The sequence below is a fragment of the Pseudonocardia autotrophica genome (genome assembly GCF_003945385.1).
Taxonomy (GTDB): Bacteria; Actinomycetota; Actinomycetes; order Mycobacteriales; family Pseudonocardiaceae; genus Pseudonocardia; species Pseudonocardia autotrophica.
This window is the reverse complement of record NZ_AP018920.1, coordinates 854339-870192: the sequence shown is the minus strand read 5'-3', so window position 1 is coordinate 870192 and position 15854 is coordinate 854339. Positions and strand designations below refer to the sequence as shown.

Sequence of the window (15854 nt, the reverse complement as noted above, 5' to 3'; positions counted from 1 at the left end):
GGCTGGTGCTCACGAACGGGACATCGAGATCATGCCCAGCAGCCGCCGGGCGGTGAACTCGTTGTCGCCGGCCGTGAGGGCCGACACGATCTGCTTGATCATCGACGGGTTGACCTCGAGGAAGTCCCGGGTCACCGCGGGCCCCCACTGGGCCAGGCCGCTGGCGGTCATCGGCGTCCAGCCCGGCTCGAGGGTGTTGTCGAACATGTCGCCGTCGGTGAAGTGCTCGACCAGGAACCCGTCCGGGTCACGCCAGTAGTCGAAGATCTGGCTGCCCTCGATGTGCCGGCCGATGCCCCAGGAGCGCTTGTAGCGGTGCTCCGTCAGGTACTCGCCGCCGGCGGCGAGCGCGTCGAGATCGGCGACCTGGTAGGCCGAGTGGATGTACGTGCGGCCGGGGCCCAGCGTCATGGCCAAGGTGTGATGGTCGGTGGGGGTGGCGCCGCGGTCGCAGCGGATGAACGCCATCGTCGGGCCCCGGTCGCGCTGCCCCGGGAAGTACAGGAAGTCGCTCACGATCAGGCCCAGGTGCTGCTGGTACCAGTCGAGTGCCTGGGTGAACCGGGCCGACTCCAGCACCACGTGGCCGAGCCGCTCGATGCGGGCCGGCTCCCGCGGCGGCCGCTGCGTCGCGTTCGCGCGCTCGACCGCGCCGCCCGCGTTCACCGTCAGGGGCCGCTGCAGCGGCAGCGCCGGTAGCTCGGCCACACCGGCGACGACGCGCAGCGGGACGCCCGACGGGTCGACCAGGTCGACCCCGACACCACCGCCGGGCTCCCGGAGCTCGTACGCCGCGCCGTTCGTCGCCTTCGCCAGCCGGTGCACGTCGGCGACGTCGGCGGCCCGGAACGTCGGCCCGACGAAGCGCGATCCCCGCCCCCGGCGGATCACGACGCACTGCGTGCCGGCCAGCGCACCGCGCAGGTGGAGCGTGTCCGCGGTCCGGGCCGCGGTGACGAAGCCGAAGTCGTGGGCGAACCGCTCCGCGGCGTCGAGGTCGGGCTTCTCGAACTCCAGCCAGGCGATGTCCTCGACCTTGATCACCGGGTTCGTGGCGCGGTGCGGCCGGTCGCCGCGGATCGCGCCCTGCTCGCTGTGCAGACCGTCGTGCACGTCTCCGTGCGCGTCCGGACGGTCGCTCTCGGCCTGTGCGGTCATCTCGATCCCTCCACCGTTTCTGATGAAAGCATCAGCTATACCGGTCGGCCTGTCAAGCGAGCCATCAAAACTGATGTCTTCATCAGAAACATGGCGCGACCGCGTCCGGCCCCGGGACGAGCGCAGTGAGCCGAGCCCGCCGACGCCGGGTGAAGCCTTTCCGGGAGCGCTGGTGTAATCGGAACCCGGAGATCGACGCGCGTCCGTCGCCTGAGTCCGCAGGGCGAGGACGCGGCCGGACTCAGCAGCGCCGCTGCGACGACGTCAGGCCGGCAGGTCCTGCGGCACCGTGGGCAGCGGGCGCCCCACGACCTCGCGGGCCTCTCCGTCGTCCATCCCGAACATCCGCAACATGGTGACCGCGAGCTCGTCGGCGATCCGGTCGGCCTGCTGCGGATCGCGGGAGACGAGGTGGAGTGCGGCGATCAGCGACCCCGCGGTGCAATGCAGTGCCAGCTCCGGGTCCTCGAGCCGCAACCGGCCCGCGGCGTGCGCGCGCTCGAGATCACGCAGGGCGCGCGGCCCGATCCCGCTCGGCGAGTGCAGGTAGTCCAGGCCGGTCCGCATGGTGATCTCCGCGATCTGCGGATAGCTGCGGGGCAGGCGACCGGTCAGGCGGACGCCCGCGGCGAAGACCTCGGCCGGGTCCTCGATGTCGGCCAGGGCGACCTCCAGCAACGCTCCATGCTCGTCGAGGACCTCGGCGACGGCGACCTCGAACAACTCCGTCTTGGACTGGAAGTGGCCGTAGAGGGAACCGAAACCGACGTCGGCGAGGTCGGTGATCTCCTGGATGCTGATCTCCGCAGGGTGCCGCGTCGAGAGCAGCTGCCGAGCCGCGCCGACCAGCGCGGCACGCGTGCGCGCCTTGCGCCGACCCTGACGGTTCGCCGGTTCCACCACACCACCCATCCAATCACAGAAGTGATGACTGCATCATCTTCGATGAGCAGTTGCTCGCGGACCGCGGGCCTCGAGGAACCGAGCGCCGTCAACGTCGGTGCGGGATCCACCGGTCCTCGACGTCGTCGATTCGAAGGCGGTGCTTCTGGCGCCCCTCGTTTTCCACTGGATCGCGCACTGCGGCAATCGTCACTGCCCGCGGCGGAGGTATCTCGCCGGAGTCGAGCGACAACCCGAGCGCCCGCCCACTGCCGGGGTGAAACTCGCAGTCTGCAAGGCCATGCCGCACCCTCTGGGCGTGGAGGGTCAAGTCCCGTGGCTGTCCTGATGAGTTCAGGTCCGCCGACGACGACCGCAGATTACCGGCGTCATCCGAGCAGCTGCTCAGCCGTCGTCATCTCGATGAGGTGCAGGGCTACCCTCAGCGAGAGGTCGGAGGGGCTGACGGGCCGGCCGAGGATGACCTCGGCACGCTGCACTCGCTGTATGACGGTGTTGGGGTGCACTCCGAGCACGCGGCCGCAGTGCCTGGGGCTGCCGAGACTGTCGAGATACAGCCGCAGAGTGTCGATCAGCCGCTCGGCGTCGTCGTGGCGGATGAGCGGGCCGAGATGGTCGTCCACAAAACGCGTCATGAGCGCACTGTCGCGGGACGCGAGCAAGGTGACCGCGACGTCCGGGAACCGGAGCACGCAGGATCGGCGTGAGAGGAGCCCGGAACCCGCGACCAGCAGGGCTTCCTGGTGGGTCACGATGAATCCGGTATGACCCCGGCGAGGGCTGCCGAAGGCGATCCGGAGCGGGCCCGACGGCTCCCGACCTCCCAGTACGGCGAACGCGGTGTCATCGATCGGCGTGAACCATCCGTGCACGGTCTCGGGGTCCTGCGACACCGCCAGGTGCTGCCGGGCGAGTGGCTGCATCTCGCGGCGGACGGCCTCGGCGACCTCGGCGGAACGGGCGGGTTCGGAGCTCCGGGCGACGTAGCCGATGTGCAGGTCGTCCACGCGGTAGCCGAGGAGCTGCTCGAGCTCGGCGGTTCCGCCCGATCCGGCGAGCACTTCGCGGACGATCTCGCTACGCCCGAAATGGGCACTCTTCTCGATCTCGTCGCGAATCGCGTTGTACACCTCGATCGTCTGTCCGGTCATCGCCTGCATGTAGGCGAACAGCCGGACCGAGCCGTCCTCCAGCACCGTGGCGCGACGGGAGATCGGCCATTCCTCCTGGCCGCGGAGGTAGTCGGTGAATGCGTTCCACACGGCGGCATGTCCCAGCTCGTAGGACCGCAGCACCGCCGACAGCGGAGTGTTGCGGGTGGCCATCCGGCGAGCGAAGTCGCGGGCCTCCCGCGGGAGCGCCGGATGCCCGTCCACGCCGAGCAGCGATTGCCGCATGACGCCGAGATGGGAGAGCACGGACGCCCGCATGGCCGTGACGGACTCGGTGTCGGTTCCGAGCGCGGGGATCTCGGAGCAGAGTTGATCGGCGAGTCCGGCGAAGCGGACCGCTCCGTGCAGGTCGAGCCAACGGACGAAGGGCTCCAGCGCCTCAGGAGCAGAGCGGGTCTCCGGGTCTGCCATGGCCGAAGTATGTCTCCCGGCCGGGTGCAGGTCCACGCTGCTCCGAGCAGGTGTGTGTCGGCGCCACATCGCTGTGTGGGCGAACCGGATATAGGCGCGCCGCCGACCTCGCGGCAGCATCCCTCTGGTCAACCCGAAGGAGTGTTCGATGAACGATCCCACGACCGACCCGCTCGCCGGCCTGAAGGTCGCCGTCACGGTCGACGACCAGTTCCAGTGGATGGGTATCCCGTTCGCCGAGGGGCACAAGCCCGCAGTCGGTGTCGAAGCGGATGATCGATGCGTTCGCCGCGCACGGAGTCCCCGGGGTCTACGCGTTCAACGGCACGATGCCGACCGAGGCCAGGCCCGCCGATCTCGACATCCTCGACGACTGGTGCGCAGCGGGTCATCACGTCGGCAACCACACCCACCAGCACATCAGCCTGAACTGGCTGGACACCGATACCTACATCAAGGACATCGACGCGAGCGAGCGGATCCTCCGGCGGTGGATCGACGCCGCTCCCACGCGCTACTTCCGGTACGCCTTTGCGATGGAGGGTGACACCGTCGACAAGACCCGCGAGGTCCAGGCGCACCTGACCAGGACCGGATTCCTGTCCTCACCGGTGACGCTGTGGTTCTGGGACGCCCAGTTCATGGCGGCCCACAACCGTGCGGTGTCGCTGGGAGACCACGAGGCGGTGCGGTGGTTGGAGGACAAGCTCGTCGACACCGCGGTGGACCAGGTCCGCAACCAGGCAGCGGCCACCGCCGCAGCGCTGGGTCGTTCACCCGCACACATCCTGCTCGTCCACGGCACAGCCGTGGCCGGTGCGACGCTCGACCGCATCCTCGGACGGCTCGCCTCCCACGGCGTGCTCTTCGTGACCTCCGAGGAGGCCATGGCCGATCCCGCCAACGTGATCGGCCCACAGCTCACGACCCGTCGGTTCCGCAACTTCAGCCAGAAATGGGCCGAGCTGTCCGGCACCACCGTCGCCGACGCTCCCCCGGCCGTGCTCGACGACCTCGACAACACCGCCTACATCGAGGGCATGAGCTTCAACGAGCTGCTGGGACGGGCGATGACCGACTGGGGCACGCGAATCCCGTTCACGCCGGTGGCGTCCGACTTCCACTGACCAGCAGTCCCTGGTGCATCTACGGCAGGAGAGAACCGATGTCCGACGAGCCGAGGATCTGGACCGGCGAGGAGTCCCGCACGCACGGCGAGGTGCAGGGCCGTGCCGCACGGCTGGCGACGGGCCTCCGCGCAGCGGGGGTCGGTGCGGGAGACCGCATCGCGCTGCTCATGCGGAACGAGACCGCGTTCCTCGAGGTCACCCTCGCGGCCGGGCGCATCGGCGCGGTACCGGTCCCGCTCAACTGGCACTGGACCGGAGACGATCTCGCGCACGCGCTGGAGAACAGCCGGTCCCGCCTGGCCGTCGTGCACGGCGATCTCCTGCCGGTGGTGGCCGCGCAGGCACCCGACCTGTCGATCATCGAGGCCGTCGAGCCGGACGCGGTCCGCGCCGCGTACCGGCTGCCGACGCGGCCGCCGACCCGCCGGGTGCCGACGCTCGAGGATCTGATCGGCGCCAACGAGCCATGGACCGAGCAGGCCCCACCGGCACCGATGGCCGTGATCTACACCTCGGGCACGACCGGATCCGCGAAGGGCGTCCTCCGGGATCCCATCCCACCCCGGGACCGGCCGACCGCGCTGGCGAACGTGGCCTCGTTGTTCCATCTCCGCGAGGGAGCAACGACGCTCGTCCCGGCGCCGCTGTACCACTCGGCGCCCAATGCGCACGCGGTGTTCTCCCTGGCGATGGGGATGGACGTGCACGTCATGCCCCGGTTCGACGCCGAGGGGTTCCTCCGGCTGGTCGAACAGCACCGGGTGACGACGGTGCAGATGGTGCCGACGATGTTCGTCCGCCTCCTCCAGCTGCCGGAACCGGTTCGCCGCTCGTACGACCTGTCGTCGCTGACCGCGATCGTCCACGCCGCCGCACCGTGCCCACCGCAGGTCAAGGCAGCCATGATCGACTGGCTGGGACCGATCGTCCACGAGTACTACGGCGGCGCGGAGATCGGCGCCTTCACCGCCTGCGACTCGACCGAGGCCCTGACCCGCCCGGGCACCGTCGGGCGACCGGTGCTGGACGCCGACGTGCGCATCCTCGACGAGCACGGCACCGAGCTACCGACCGGCGAGGACGGCATCGTCTACGGCAGACCGTTCTCCGGATGGCCCGACTTCACCTATATCGACGACGACGCCAAACGCCGGGGCATGGAGCAAGAGGGCTACCTCACCCTGGGCGACATCGGGCATCTCGACGTGGACGGCTACCTCTATCTCGCCGACCGGCAGAACGACATGGTCATCTCCGGCGGGGTGAACATCTACCCGGCCGAGATCGAGGCATGCCTGCACGATCTCGACGGAGTCGCCGACGTCGCCGTCTTCGGCATCCCGGATTCCGACATGGGCGAGGCGATCGCCGCCCACGTCCAGCCCCTCCCCGGGGCGACGCTCGCGGCCGAGGACATCCGTGACCACGTCTCCTCGCGTCTGGCGCGCTACAAGGTGCCGCGCGAGGTCGTCCTCGTCGAGGAGCTCCCCCGCGAGGACACCGGCAAGATCTTCAAACGCCTGCTCAAGGAGAAGTACCTGTCCCCGGACCGCCCGCTCACCGACCGGAGCTCGACGTGAGTGCTCAGCTGGTCCTCGTCGACCACCCGGAGCCCGACATCGCTCGGGTGACCCTGAACCGGCCGGAGCGGCGCAACGCCCAGAACCCGGCGCTGCTCTACGAGCTCGACGCCGCGCTGAGCGCCGCCGCCACGGACCGGCAGGTCAAGGTGATCGTCCTGGCGGCCAACGGCCCCGACTTCTCCGCCGGCCACGACCTCACCGAGGCCGACGTCCCGATCCCCGGGCCACCGGTCGCCACGATGGAGGGGGCCTTCGACGCCGACGGAGTCGAAGGCAGGCATGCCTTCGAGTGCGAAGCCTACCTGGGGCTCTGCCGACGGTGGAGGGACCTGCCCAAACCGACGATCGCCGCCGCGCAGGGCCGCTCCATAGCCGGCGGCCTGATGCTGCTGTGGCCGATGGATCTCATCGTCGCCGCCGAGTCGGCCACCTTCTCCGACCCGGTCGCAGCCTTCGGCCTCAACGGCATGGAGTACTTCACCCACGCCTGGGAGGTCGGAGCACGCAAGGCCAAGGAGATGCTGTTCACCGGGCAGCCGATAACCGCCTCCGATGCACACAGGCTGGGGATGGTCAACCACGTCGTGTCCGACGACCGGCTCACCGAGTTCACCCTGGACCTGGCTCGACGCATCGCCGTGATGCCCGCGTACGCGCTGCGCCTGGCCAAGGCCGGCGTCAACGGCTCGCTCGCCGCCCAGGGACAGGACGTCGCAACGGACTCGGCCTTCGCACTCCACATCGCCGGCCACGCCAACGCACTCGCCCGGCACGGCGACATCATCGATCCAGCCGGTATCGAGAGGATCAGGGCGCTGTCCCGTCGACGGTAGAACCAGGACGACGACCTTCCGCTCGCACGACACACCCTCGAGAGCGCGGGACTGAGGGTGACGGCGCCGGGACCGCCCAGGATGCGCCGGCCCGACGGCAGACGCCCAGGAGACCGGGACGCGGTCACCGTGCGTCGGCAGAGTGGGTGTCGAGGCCGGTAAGCACCAGCTGCACCCGGCCGTCCTGTGGTGTGCCGGGCAGTGGCCCGCCGGCGGTGTCGGCGAGCAGCCCGTCGATGAGCACTCGGAGCTGGCGGTGAGTTGCCAGCTCGTTCTGCTCGGTGGTGAGCACGGGTATCGGACGACACACTTTGACCATCCAGACCTCGAGGTCACCGGCGCCGACGTCGCCACGGAGCCGACCCTCCCGCTTGGCGGCCTGAACGAGCTGCTCGAACCGCCCGATGACCTCTTCCCGGCGTGACCAGACGTCACCTCGGCGCCGGAGCTCCTCGTGAATGTTCGGCGCAAGGACCGGGACCAGCAGCGTGATCTGCTCGTCCACGACGTCGTGCAGGTATGCCACCAGCGCGCTCCACGCGTCGGAATGCTCCTCGGCGGCGCGTTCCAAGGCCGCTCGCGACCGTTCGAGGTTGTCCTGCATGACCTGCTGGATCAGCGCCTGGCGGTCGGGGAAGCGCCGGTACAGGGTCGCGATACCCACCCCCGCGCGCCGCGCGATCTCGTCCAGAGGCGCGTCGACGCCCTGTTCGAGGAAGACCTGACGGGCCGCGGTGACGAGCTGCTCGCGGTTGCGTCGGGCGTCTGCTCGCATTCGGGTCACCCTCTCGGCCACTGGCTCGCGCCACCCTCACCCACCACTTGTGGAGGAACTTCCTCCGATTGTAGCCTGAGCGGATTAAACGGAGAGAATGACTCTCACATAGGAGGTTCTCATGGCAGAGGACACGCTCGGTCAGGACTTTCCGATGCAGCGGCAATGCCCGTTCGAGCCGCCGAAGGAGTACGAGCGACTCCGCGCCGAGCAGCCGATCTCCCGGGTGCGCATGCCCGATGGCACACCCGCCTGGCTGGTGACCCTGCACGAGGACGTCCGTACGGTGCTCGCCAGTCCGGCGTTCAGCTCCGACCTGGCTCATCCCGGCATGCCAGCGGTCAACCCGGAGATCAGGACCATCGCCCGGCAACAGCGGCCCCCGTTCTCGCGGATGGACCCGCCGGAGCACTCCTTCTTCCGGCGCATGCTGATCCCGGAGTTCACCGTCAAGCGCACCAAGACACTGCGCGCCGGCATCCAGTCGGTGGTCGACGGCCTCATCGACGACCTGCTCCGCAAGTCACCGCCGGTGGACCTGGTCGACGAGTTCGCCCTGCCGGTGCCGTCACTGGTGATTTGCCAGCTGCTCGGCGTGCCCTACAGCCGGCACGAGTTCTTCCAGCAGCAGGCGCGGGTCATTCTGTCCAGGCAGAGCACCCGCGAACAGGTCGGCGCCGCCTTCACCGCGCTGCGCGCCTACCTGGACACCCTGGTCGAGGAGAAACTCCACACACCCGGCGACGACCTGACGAGCAGGCTGGCGACCGAGCATCTCGAGCCCACCGGCGAGCTGCGCCGCCAGGACCTGGTCGCCAGCTGCATGCTGCTGCTCACCGCGGGTCACGAGACCACCTCGCACATGATCTCGCTGGGCGTCACGGCGCTGCTGGAACACCCCGACCAGCTGGCCGCGCTGCAGAACGACCTCACGCTGCTTCCCGAGGCCGTCGAGGAACTGCTGCGCTACCTCAGCATCGCCGACTACGTCCCCAGTCGAGTCGCGCTCGAGGATGTCGTGATCGGCGGCACGGTCATCCGTGCCGGCGAGGGCGTCGTCCCGCTGCTCGCCGCGGCCGACTGGGACCCGAAGGTCTTCGACAATCCCGGCACGCTCGACATCCACCGGGGCAACCGGCGCCACGTCGCCTTCGGCTACGGCGTCCACCAGTGCATCGGACAGCACCTCGCACGCACCGAGCTGGAGGTTGCGTTCTCGACCCTGTTCACGCGGATACCCACCCTGCAGATCGCGGCCCCCTCCGACGAGCTCGACTACGACCACGACGGGATGCTCTTCGGTCTACACGAGCTACCGGTCACCTGGTGAGGGCCCCATGCAGATCGCCGCCAACCGCGGCGTCTGCGTCAGCGGCGGCATCTGCATGCTGACCGCTCCGGAGGCATTCGACCAGGACGAAGAGGGCGGACCGGTGACCGTGCTGGTACCCGACCCTCCGGAGGAGCTACCCGGGCGTGTGACCGAGGCCGTGCGCCTCCACCCCAGCTGCGCCCTCCGAATCACGTAGAGCCGAGCGGCAGGGACGTCATCGGTCAGTTCGAGATGCTGGCCGGACGCGCGGGCGAGCCTCCACCAACGTCGGCGACGGCTCCACGCTCCCCGCCTGCGGACACCTGACCGCCGGCCCGGCCCCGGTCACTCTCGGACCGTGCGGCCGCCCCCGACCGTTGCCGCCCGTCGAGCACGGTGATTGGCGACATTCACCCTGTTGCCGCACAAGCCGGGCATGCAATAACGACGACGCCCGGCCCGGGTGGAATCGATGAACGCCCCGACACAGGTGGGCGCACTGCACTGCCGGAACCGCTGCTCCCCGAGTGCCTGGACGACACCGAGCACCCCGACTCCGCAGATCAGCGCGAGAGCCTCGTCGATCCCGCTGCCCGGCGCGAGTTCCACGGCCCAGCGAGCGGACCGGCTTCCCGGAACCAACGTGAGTGCTCCGGCGGAGGCCGTCAATGTGGTGGCCCCCGCGACGAGCCGCTCCCGCACCGGCGCGTCGATCAGTTCGCGAACGACGTAGCGCAGCGACTGCGCCGCCCTCAGCCGACGATCATCAGCCGCACGCGCGAGCTCCCCGAGCCCGAAGTGCCCGTCCGGATCCGATGGGGCGGCTGCCGCACGGTCGAACTCGTCGGCGAAGTCGACCAGTGCGTCGAGGTCGCCCAGGTGATCCGGCCCCTGCCATACCTCGGGGGTGGTGTTCGCCAGCTCGGTCGCCAGGGTCGCTGCGAACGAGTAATCGTCAAGAAGCACTTGCATCCCTTACGCCCCCTCCTGCAGGCTGAACAACGTCACTTTAACCCTTACAGACCGGAGGCGGGCATGGCGCCGATCGACATCGATGTGGTGGTGTTCGACGTGCTCGGAACGCTGGTGGACGAGGCAGCAGGGCTGCGCAGCGCCATCGACGAGGTCGCTCCACGACCGGATCCCGCAACCGCGGCCGAACTCGTCGCACGCTGGCAGGGGCACGTCGCGACCGAGCACGAGCGCATCGTCGCCGGGGAGCGCGAGTTCGTCCCGAGCAGCATCCTCGACGCCGAGGCCGCGGCCATGGTGGCTCGGCACGCCGGAATCGACGTCCCCGCGGACCAGCGACGTCTCACCACCGCCTCGACCCGGCTACCGCCGTTCGCCGACTCAGGATCAGGGCTGACCCGTCTCGCCGAGCGCTACCCCGTGATCGGCCTGTCCAACGCCGACCGATCGACACTGCTCCGGCTCAACGCCCACGCCGGCCTGCGCTGGCATCAGGCCCTGTCGACCGAGAGCGCCGCGACCTACAAACCCGCCGCTGTCGTCTACCGGCTCGCACTCGATGTCGCGGCGGTCGCTCCCGAACGTGTACTCATGGTCGCCGCACACGCCTGGGACCTGCGCGGCGCAGCAGCCCTCGGCATGCGCACCGCCTACGTCGAACGCCCCGCCGGGGATCCGCCGACCAGCGCCGACCGTTTCGATGTCCACGCCACCGGCCTCGCCGATCTGGCCGAGCAGCTCTGACGAGTGATCCGGAGGGTCACAGATGATCATCACCTTTGCCTTCACCCGCCTCGCCGTCGACGTCAGGCGGTGGTTCGAGGTCGCCCCCGACGCGACCATGGAGCACGGAGCGCGGGTCGAGTTGCGGCTTCTCGACCCTCAGCAGCACCGCGGCACCGAGTCCGCTTCCCAGCGGACCGTTGTCGACACCACGTTCTGGCGGGCCGACCTCTTCGACCGCCTCGACCGGCCGGGAGAATGGGCCGCCGCCCACTACCACCCGTCGTTCGACGGGGTCGAGCCCAGCGACCGGGCCTGGTCGCCGGAACTGACCGCCGACCCCTGGGGATGGCTGTCCGATCAGTTGCACCACATCGAGGACCGACTCCGCGACGCCGGGCTCGACCCGGGAATCGTCAGGTACGACGCCGACGACCTGCGGAGCGTCGTGCCCCGGATCGTGGCCTGCGCCCGCCAGTACGGACCCGAGAACGTCATGACGCGCGACGAGGAATTCCGCCTGACCCGCGACGCGGCCGAGCGCGTCCGCAGGATGATCACGCTCGTGCCGCCGACCACTCCGTTGGACCGGGAGTACCTGCGGCCGTGGATCGAGCAGCCCGGCTGAGACCGACCTCGCTGCGGGCCCCACTCACCGACTCGGACCGGCTCGCTGCCGGCGCGTACCTGCGCCACAACGACTGGCCCGCGCCATCACGATTCCCCCGGCACCGTGCATGAGCAGGACCACCGGAGGCCCTGCCGGCTGCACATCCGACCGCCGGACAACTCCACTATGGGAAACGGAGTGGATTCAGCCTCGGAGAGTGTTCATTTACGTCCCTGGAGAACGCCTGCACCGACAGGCCGATAAAGGAGATGGCAACGCAGGCCACCCCGATCCAGCCGATCATCTGCCCGAATCCGAACCCGATACCACTGCCGATATCCGCACCCACCATTCCTGGATCGGGATTGATGATCCGGCTGCCGGACAGGGCAGTCATGATGAAACCGATCGCGGTGACGATCGCACCGAACTTGAGCAGCGTTCGCACGATTATCTCCTCGCTCGCTCCCGCAGACTCGACCGAAGAGTACCGATCAGTTCGGTCTCTGGATCCGTGAAGTTACGCAGGCTCGACGATGACGCGCTTCTCGGATCAGATCGGACCGCCGCCATCCTTGCAGTAAAGACAACTACCTGACCGAACCTCTCGGCAATACGTCCGCTCACTGGAGACATCGTGGACAATCGAAACCCGAAGCGGCGTGGCGACAGAAACGCATCGTTTCGCCGAGAATTTCACGGCGAGGGGCTGTGGAGACGGACCCGGCGATCGTCCCGGCCCGGCCGCTCAGGAGAGACGAGCGGCGGACCGGGATCTCACCGGCACCCCGCCGGCCCTGCCGACACCCCGAGGTCGGACTCCGTGGACGCGAGCGCCACCCGAGACTCCCCCACACGTCGGCACCGCCGGTCCGCGGTCGCGAGGGAAGGCCTCGACGACGCCGGCGAGATCACTCCACCGGCGGGGGCGACATCGCCGGATCGGACACCGCCGCAGCCGATTCCGCCGCCACCAGCACGGCCCGGATGTCGACGTAGCGGCGCAGGAACGCCTGCTCGTCGAGCCGCTTCCGGCGCAGCCACCCGGTGACCTCGTCGTTGCACTTGCTGCTGTTGCACGACCGGCACGCCGGGACGACGTTGTCGACGGTGTAGCGGCCTCCGCGCGAGATCGGCAGCACGCAGTCGCGCTGTGGCAGGTCGTCGACCGCGCCGCAGTACGCGCATCCGCCCCAGGCCTCGCGCAGCGCGCTCCACTGCTCGTCGGTCAGATCGTTGACGACCGCGGCCACCCGCTTCCGGCGACGCGCACCCAACCGCGCCTTGCGACTCCTCGCCACCACCCCGCCAGCCTAGAAGGCAGGGGCCGCAACCTGGACGAGGCGGGACCGGGGAGTTCTGCGTCCGGCTGCTGCGTCCACGGTCGCCCCTGGTGCGTGGACGAGCTTCTGCGCGCTCGGTCGGGTCCGTGTGCCGGATGTGGGTAGCCGCTCCTCCGGCGAGCGGGCTGCAACAGCGCAGCCGTCCCAGCTCAACAGCACACGCCGCCGGCCCCGAAGGGACCGGTGGCGCGCCGACCGAGGTACCCGGTCCGGCGGGGCGCCAGGAGAAACGCCCCGCCGGACCGGAGGCTGTCAGCCGCTCGGACGCTCCTCGGCACCGACCACACCGGGAACGGTGCGGGGGACGTCGGTGATCCAGCGGAGGCCGTCGTTGGGCTCCTGCTCGCAGCCGAGGACGGTGCAGCCCTCGGGGGCCTGCGGACCGAGCGCGAGGTAGGTGCCCGGCGCGGTGTCCACCGGGTACAGGAACGTGTCGGGGTCGACGCTGAACTCCGGGTCGGTGTGATTGCCCGGGTCCTCCGACAGCGTCGCGCGGACGTCGTCGGGCATGTCGTTCACGGCGCCCATGACCATCTGGAAGAACTTGAAGTAGCCGAGCTTGCCGGGGTTGCCGGCGATCGGGGCGTCACCGTCGAGGCGGGTCAGCCCGGACTGGGTGTCCGGCGGCTGCTCCCCGCTGCGGGTGATGACCATGTCCAGGCTGGGGATGACGAAGGTGTGCTGGCCGTGCAGGCCCCAGGACCAGTACATGTCCTTCGGCGCGCTCGCGATCCACGGCTGACCGGGCTCGATCTCGGCGCGCTTGAACAGCGACCCGTTGACCTGCTTGTCGCCGGGCTCGCAGCCGTTGCGCCAGACCATGAAGCCGTAGCCGCAGTTGGCCTCGGAGCCCGAGCTCAGCTCCTTGATGTAGCCGGGGTTGATGATCTCCTCACCGGCGTAGGTGCCCTCGTGCATCATCAGCTCGCCGAGGCGGCCGAACTCCAGCGGGCGCAGGAACAGCTGCGAGTAGCCCAGCGTGTTGCCGGCGCGGTCACGCTGCCACCAGTAGGCCGACTCCGGCACACCCAGCTTGTTCCAGAACTCGCGCTGCGCCCAGTCCTGGTAGTCCAGGCCCGGCTCGCGCTTCTCGATCGCCTGCTGGACCACGTAGTTCAGCAGCGACGGGGTGGTCTGGTCGTACTCGAAGTACTTGCCCGGCTCGTGCGGCAGCGGGGCCGACATGACCTCGCGGGGACGCGAGATGTCGGCGGCCAGGTTCAGGCCGCGGACGTAGTTGATCCGGGCGCCGGTGGTCATGTTGAGGATCGACCGGATGGTGATGGCGCGGTGCGCCTCGTCGCCGAGGCCTTCGGGCAGGTAGTCGCCGACAGGGGCGTCGACGTCGATCATGCCCTGCTTCTCCGCGACACCGGCGATCAGAGCCGAGACCGTCTTGGTCTGGCTCCAGTTCAGCCGCGGCACGCGCTCGAAGACCTTCTCGGTGGCGCCCTCGCCGACCAGGCAACCGTGCCGGAAGACCTTCAGGCTCTCCGACCCGGTGGTGTTCCAGTAGGTGATGGCCGCCTGCAGCTTCTCCGCGTCGAGACCGACGGCCTCCGGGGTCGAACGCTGGTACTCGTCGGTCCGAGTCATCTCGCACTCGGCGGAGTCCGAGACCTCCTCGGTGCCCGGGATGCCCGGGATCGGCAGCGGCAACGTGGGCGCTGCGAGCGCAGTGCCTGCTCCCCCGGCGATGATCGCCGCGGTCACGGCGAGGACGGCAAGCCGTCGGCTCCTTCGCACAGTCGGTTCCTTCCTGTGTCACTGCGCCGCTTCACTGCGCACGCTGAGCGACACAACGGGGCCGTTCGGGGCACGTCACGGCGACACCGACCTAAGTCGGTACGGCCTCCTCACCCGGCACAGCCGATCTCGGCGCCACCGGGGGCCGTGAGCTGCCCGAATACCCGAACGGGTGAACAATTGGCCGAGGTCGTGCGGATTGACGCGCCGGACCATGTCTGCCACAACCCTCGCGGGCGTGCCTCGTTGACAGAACGAGACGTCCGAGGCCGGCGAGGGAGCCGTCCGGACAAGGAGGAGCACTCGTGCACGACGACGATGCGGTTGCCCGAGCCCTGGACACGGTCATGCCCCGACGGCTGCACGAGCTCAGCTCGACGACCGGCCTGCCGGTCGTCTTCGGCGGAACCACCCGGACGGTCCGCGACGGGCAGCAGCTCACGATCAACCAGATGATCGGCACCGTCGGCGACTCGCTGCGGCTGCTCAGCGTCCTGTCCGGGCGCGGCCTCGGCGGCGCGGCGATGGCACGCCGGACGCCCTGCCGGGTCACCGACTACGCCGCGACCGCGGGAATCACCCACGACTACGACCACGTGGTCGTCGAGCACGAACGCCTGGCCTCGATCCTGGCCTACCCGATCGTCGTCCACGGGCGCGTGCACGGCGTGATGTACGGCGCGCTGCGCGAGCACCGGCCCATCGGCGACGTCGCGGTCCGCAACGCGGGCGTCGTGGCGACGAACATCGCCCGGGACGCGGCAGCCCTCCTCGACCGGCACGCTCCCCCGGCCGACGCCGACGACCGGTCCAGCGCACTCCTCGATCTCGCGGCACTGATCGACGCCACCGACGACCCGGGACTGCGCAGCAGGTTGAGCCGGATCCACGAGGGCCTGGGCGGCGCGCGCCGGGCGACCGCTCGGCCCACCGGCGAGACCCCGGCCCTGTCGCCCCGCGAGATCGAGGCGCTGCGGCAGGTCGCGGTGGGAGCGACCAACGCCGAGATCGCCGACCGGCTCGGGATCACCGTGGGCACGGTCAAGGCCTACCTGTACAGCGCCATGCGCAAGCTCGACACCCAGAACAGGACGCGGGCGGTCATCGCGGCCCGGGCGGCAGGCCTGATCTGACCTCGGGTCGGTAGCCGTTGCTGACCTGGACGAGGGGCCGGCAGCCGCAG

16 protein-coding genes are annotated in these 15854 nt (G+C 69.6%); 8 read left to right on the top strand and 8 right to left on the bottom strand.

What is annotated here, in order from left to right; translation table 11 throughout:
* Positions 1 to 9: 9 nt before the first annotated feature.
* The 3 genes from Pdca_RS04270 to Pdca_RS04260 form a co-directional block, all read right to left on the bottom strand.
* Positions 10 to 1158 (bottom strand): VOC family protein, encoded by a 1149-nt coding sequence (locus tag Pdca_RS04270; protein WP_085915220.1) that lies wholly within the window; start codon positions 1156 to 1158, stop codon positions 10 to 12.
* Positions 1159 to 1422: 264 nt separating this feature from the next.
* Complete coding sequence (locus Pdca_RS04265) at positions 1423 to 2070, bottom strand: TetR/AcrR family transcriptional regulator (protein ID WP_085915219.1); 648 nt, start codon at positions 2068 to 2070, stop codon at positions 1423 to 1425.
* A 359-nt stretch (positions 2071 to 2429) separates the two neighbouring features.
* Positions 2430 to 3680 carry a PucR family transcriptional regulator gene (locus Pdca_RS04260; RefSeq protein ID WP_158092271.1) on the bottom strand — a complete coding sequence of 417 codons (1251 nt, stop codon included), beginning with the start codon at positions 3678 to 3680 and terminating at the stop codon, positions 2430 to 2432.
* 224 nt (positions 3681 to 3904) lie between these two features.
* Here Pdca_RS04260 and Pdca_RS04255 point away from each other — a divergent pair, with 224 nt between their 5' ends.
* From Pdca_RS04255 to Pdca_RS04245, 3 genes are read left to right on the top strand one after another with little or no spacing between them, the layout of a single operon-like run.
* Complete coding sequence (locus tag Pdca_RS04255) at positions 3905 to 4771, top strand: polysaccharide deacetylase family protein (protein ID WP_085915217.1); 867 nt, start codon at positions 3905 to 3907, stop codon at positions 4769 to 4771.
* A 38-nt stretch (positions 4772 to 4809) separates the two neighbouring features.
* Positions 4810 to 6354 carry an AMP-binding protein gene (locus Pdca_RS04250; protein ID WP_085915216.1) on the top strand — a complete coding sequence of 515 codons (1545 nt, stop codon included), beginning with the start codon at positions 4810 to 4812 and terminating at the stop codon, positions 6352 to 6354.
* Positions 6351 to 7190, top strand: a complete 840-nt coding sequence (locus Pdca_RS04245; RefSeq protein WP_085915215.1) for an enoyl-CoA hydratase — start codon at positions 6351 to 6353, stop codon at positions 7188 to 7190. Before Pdca_RS04250 ends, Pdca_RS04245 begins: the two co-directional genes overlap by 4 nt.
* A gap of 124 nt (positions 7191 to 7314) precedes the next feature.
* Here the strand turns inward: Pdca_RS04245 and Pdca_RS04240 are convergent, their stop codons facing one another.
* Entirely contained in the window at positions 7315 to 7965 is a 651-nt protein-coding gene (locus Pdca_RS04240) for a TetR/AcrR family transcriptional regulator (protein ID WP_085915214.1), read from the bottom strand.
* A gap of 121 nt (positions 7966 to 8086) precedes the next feature.
* Between Pdca_RS04240 and Pdca_RS04235 the strand changes: the two genes are divergently transcribed.
* Complete coding sequence (locus Pdca_RS04235) at positions 8087 to 9295, top strand: cytochrome P450 (RefSeq protein WP_085915213.1); 1209 nt, start codon at positions 8087 to 8089, stop codon at positions 9293 to 9295.
* A 7-nt stretch (positions 9296 to 9302) separates the two neighbouring features.
* Complete coding sequence (locus Pdca_RS04230) at positions 9303 to 9494, top strand: ferredoxin (protein ID WP_085915212.1); 192 nt, start codon at positions 9303 to 9305, stop codon at positions 9492 to 9494.
* Between the two features lie 128 nt (positions 9495 to 9622).
* Here Pdca_RS04230 and Pdca_RS04225 read toward each other — a convergent pair whose 3' ends face one another.
* Positions 9623 to 10243, bottom strand: coding sequence for a CGNR zinc finger domain-containing protein (locus Pdca_RS04225; protein WP_085915237.1), 621 nt, complete (start codon positions 10241 to 10243; stop codon positions 9623 to 9625).
* A gap of 69 nt (positions 10244 to 10312) precedes the next feature.
* Here Pdca_RS04225 and Pdca_RS04220 point away from each other — a divergent pair, with 69 nt between their 5' ends.
* Both Pdca_RS04220 and Pdca_RS04215 read left to right on the top strand, forming a co-directional pair.
* Positions 10313 to 10993 (top strand): haloacid dehalogenase type II, encoded by a 681-nt coding sequence (locus Pdca_RS04220; RefSeq protein WP_085915211.1) that lies wholly within the window; start codon positions 10313 to 10315, stop codon positions 10991 to 10993.
* Between the two features lie 22 nt (positions 10994 to 11015).
* On the top strand, positions 11016 to 11600 hold the full coding sequence (locus Pdca_RS04215) for a hypothetical protein (protein ID WP_085915210.1): 585 nt from the start codon (positions 11016 to 11018) through the stop codon (positions 11598 to 11600).
* A gap of 166 nt (positions 11601 to 11766) precedes the next feature.
* Here the strand turns inward: Pdca_RS04215 and Pdca_RS04210 are convergent, their stop codons facing one another.
* The 3 genes from Pdca_RS04210 to Pdca_RS04200 form a co-directional block, all read right to left on the bottom strand.
* On the bottom strand, positions 11767 to 12030 hold the full coding sequence (locus tag Pdca_RS04210; RefSeq protein ID WP_085915209.1) for a hypothetical protein: 264 nt from the start codon (positions 12028 to 12030) through the stop codon (positions 11767 to 11769).
* 463 nt (positions 12031 to 12493) lie between these two features.
* Positions 12494 to 12886, bottom strand: coding sequence for an HNH endonuclease (locus tag Pdca_RS04205; RefSeq protein WP_085915208.1), 393 nt, complete (start codon positions 12884 to 12886; stop codon positions 12494 to 12496).
* A gap of 291 nt (positions 12887 to 13177) precedes the next feature.
* Positions 13178 to 14638, bottom strand: coding sequence for a serine hydrolase domain-containing protein (locus tag Pdca_RS04200; protein ID WP_085915207.1), 1461 nt, complete (start codon positions 14636 to 14638; stop codon positions 13178 to 13180).
* Between the two features lie 338 nt (positions 14639 to 14976).
* On the opposite strand from Pdca_RS04200, the gene Pdca_RS04195 reads away from it, so the two are divergent.
* Positions 14977 to 15804: a helix-turn-helix transcriptional regulator gene (locus tag Pdca_RS04195; protein ID WP_085915206.1), complete on the top strand. Its 828-nt coding sequence runs from the start codon at positions 14977 to 14979 to the stop codon at positions 15802 to 15804.
* Positions 15805 to 15854 lie beyond the last annotated feature (50 nt).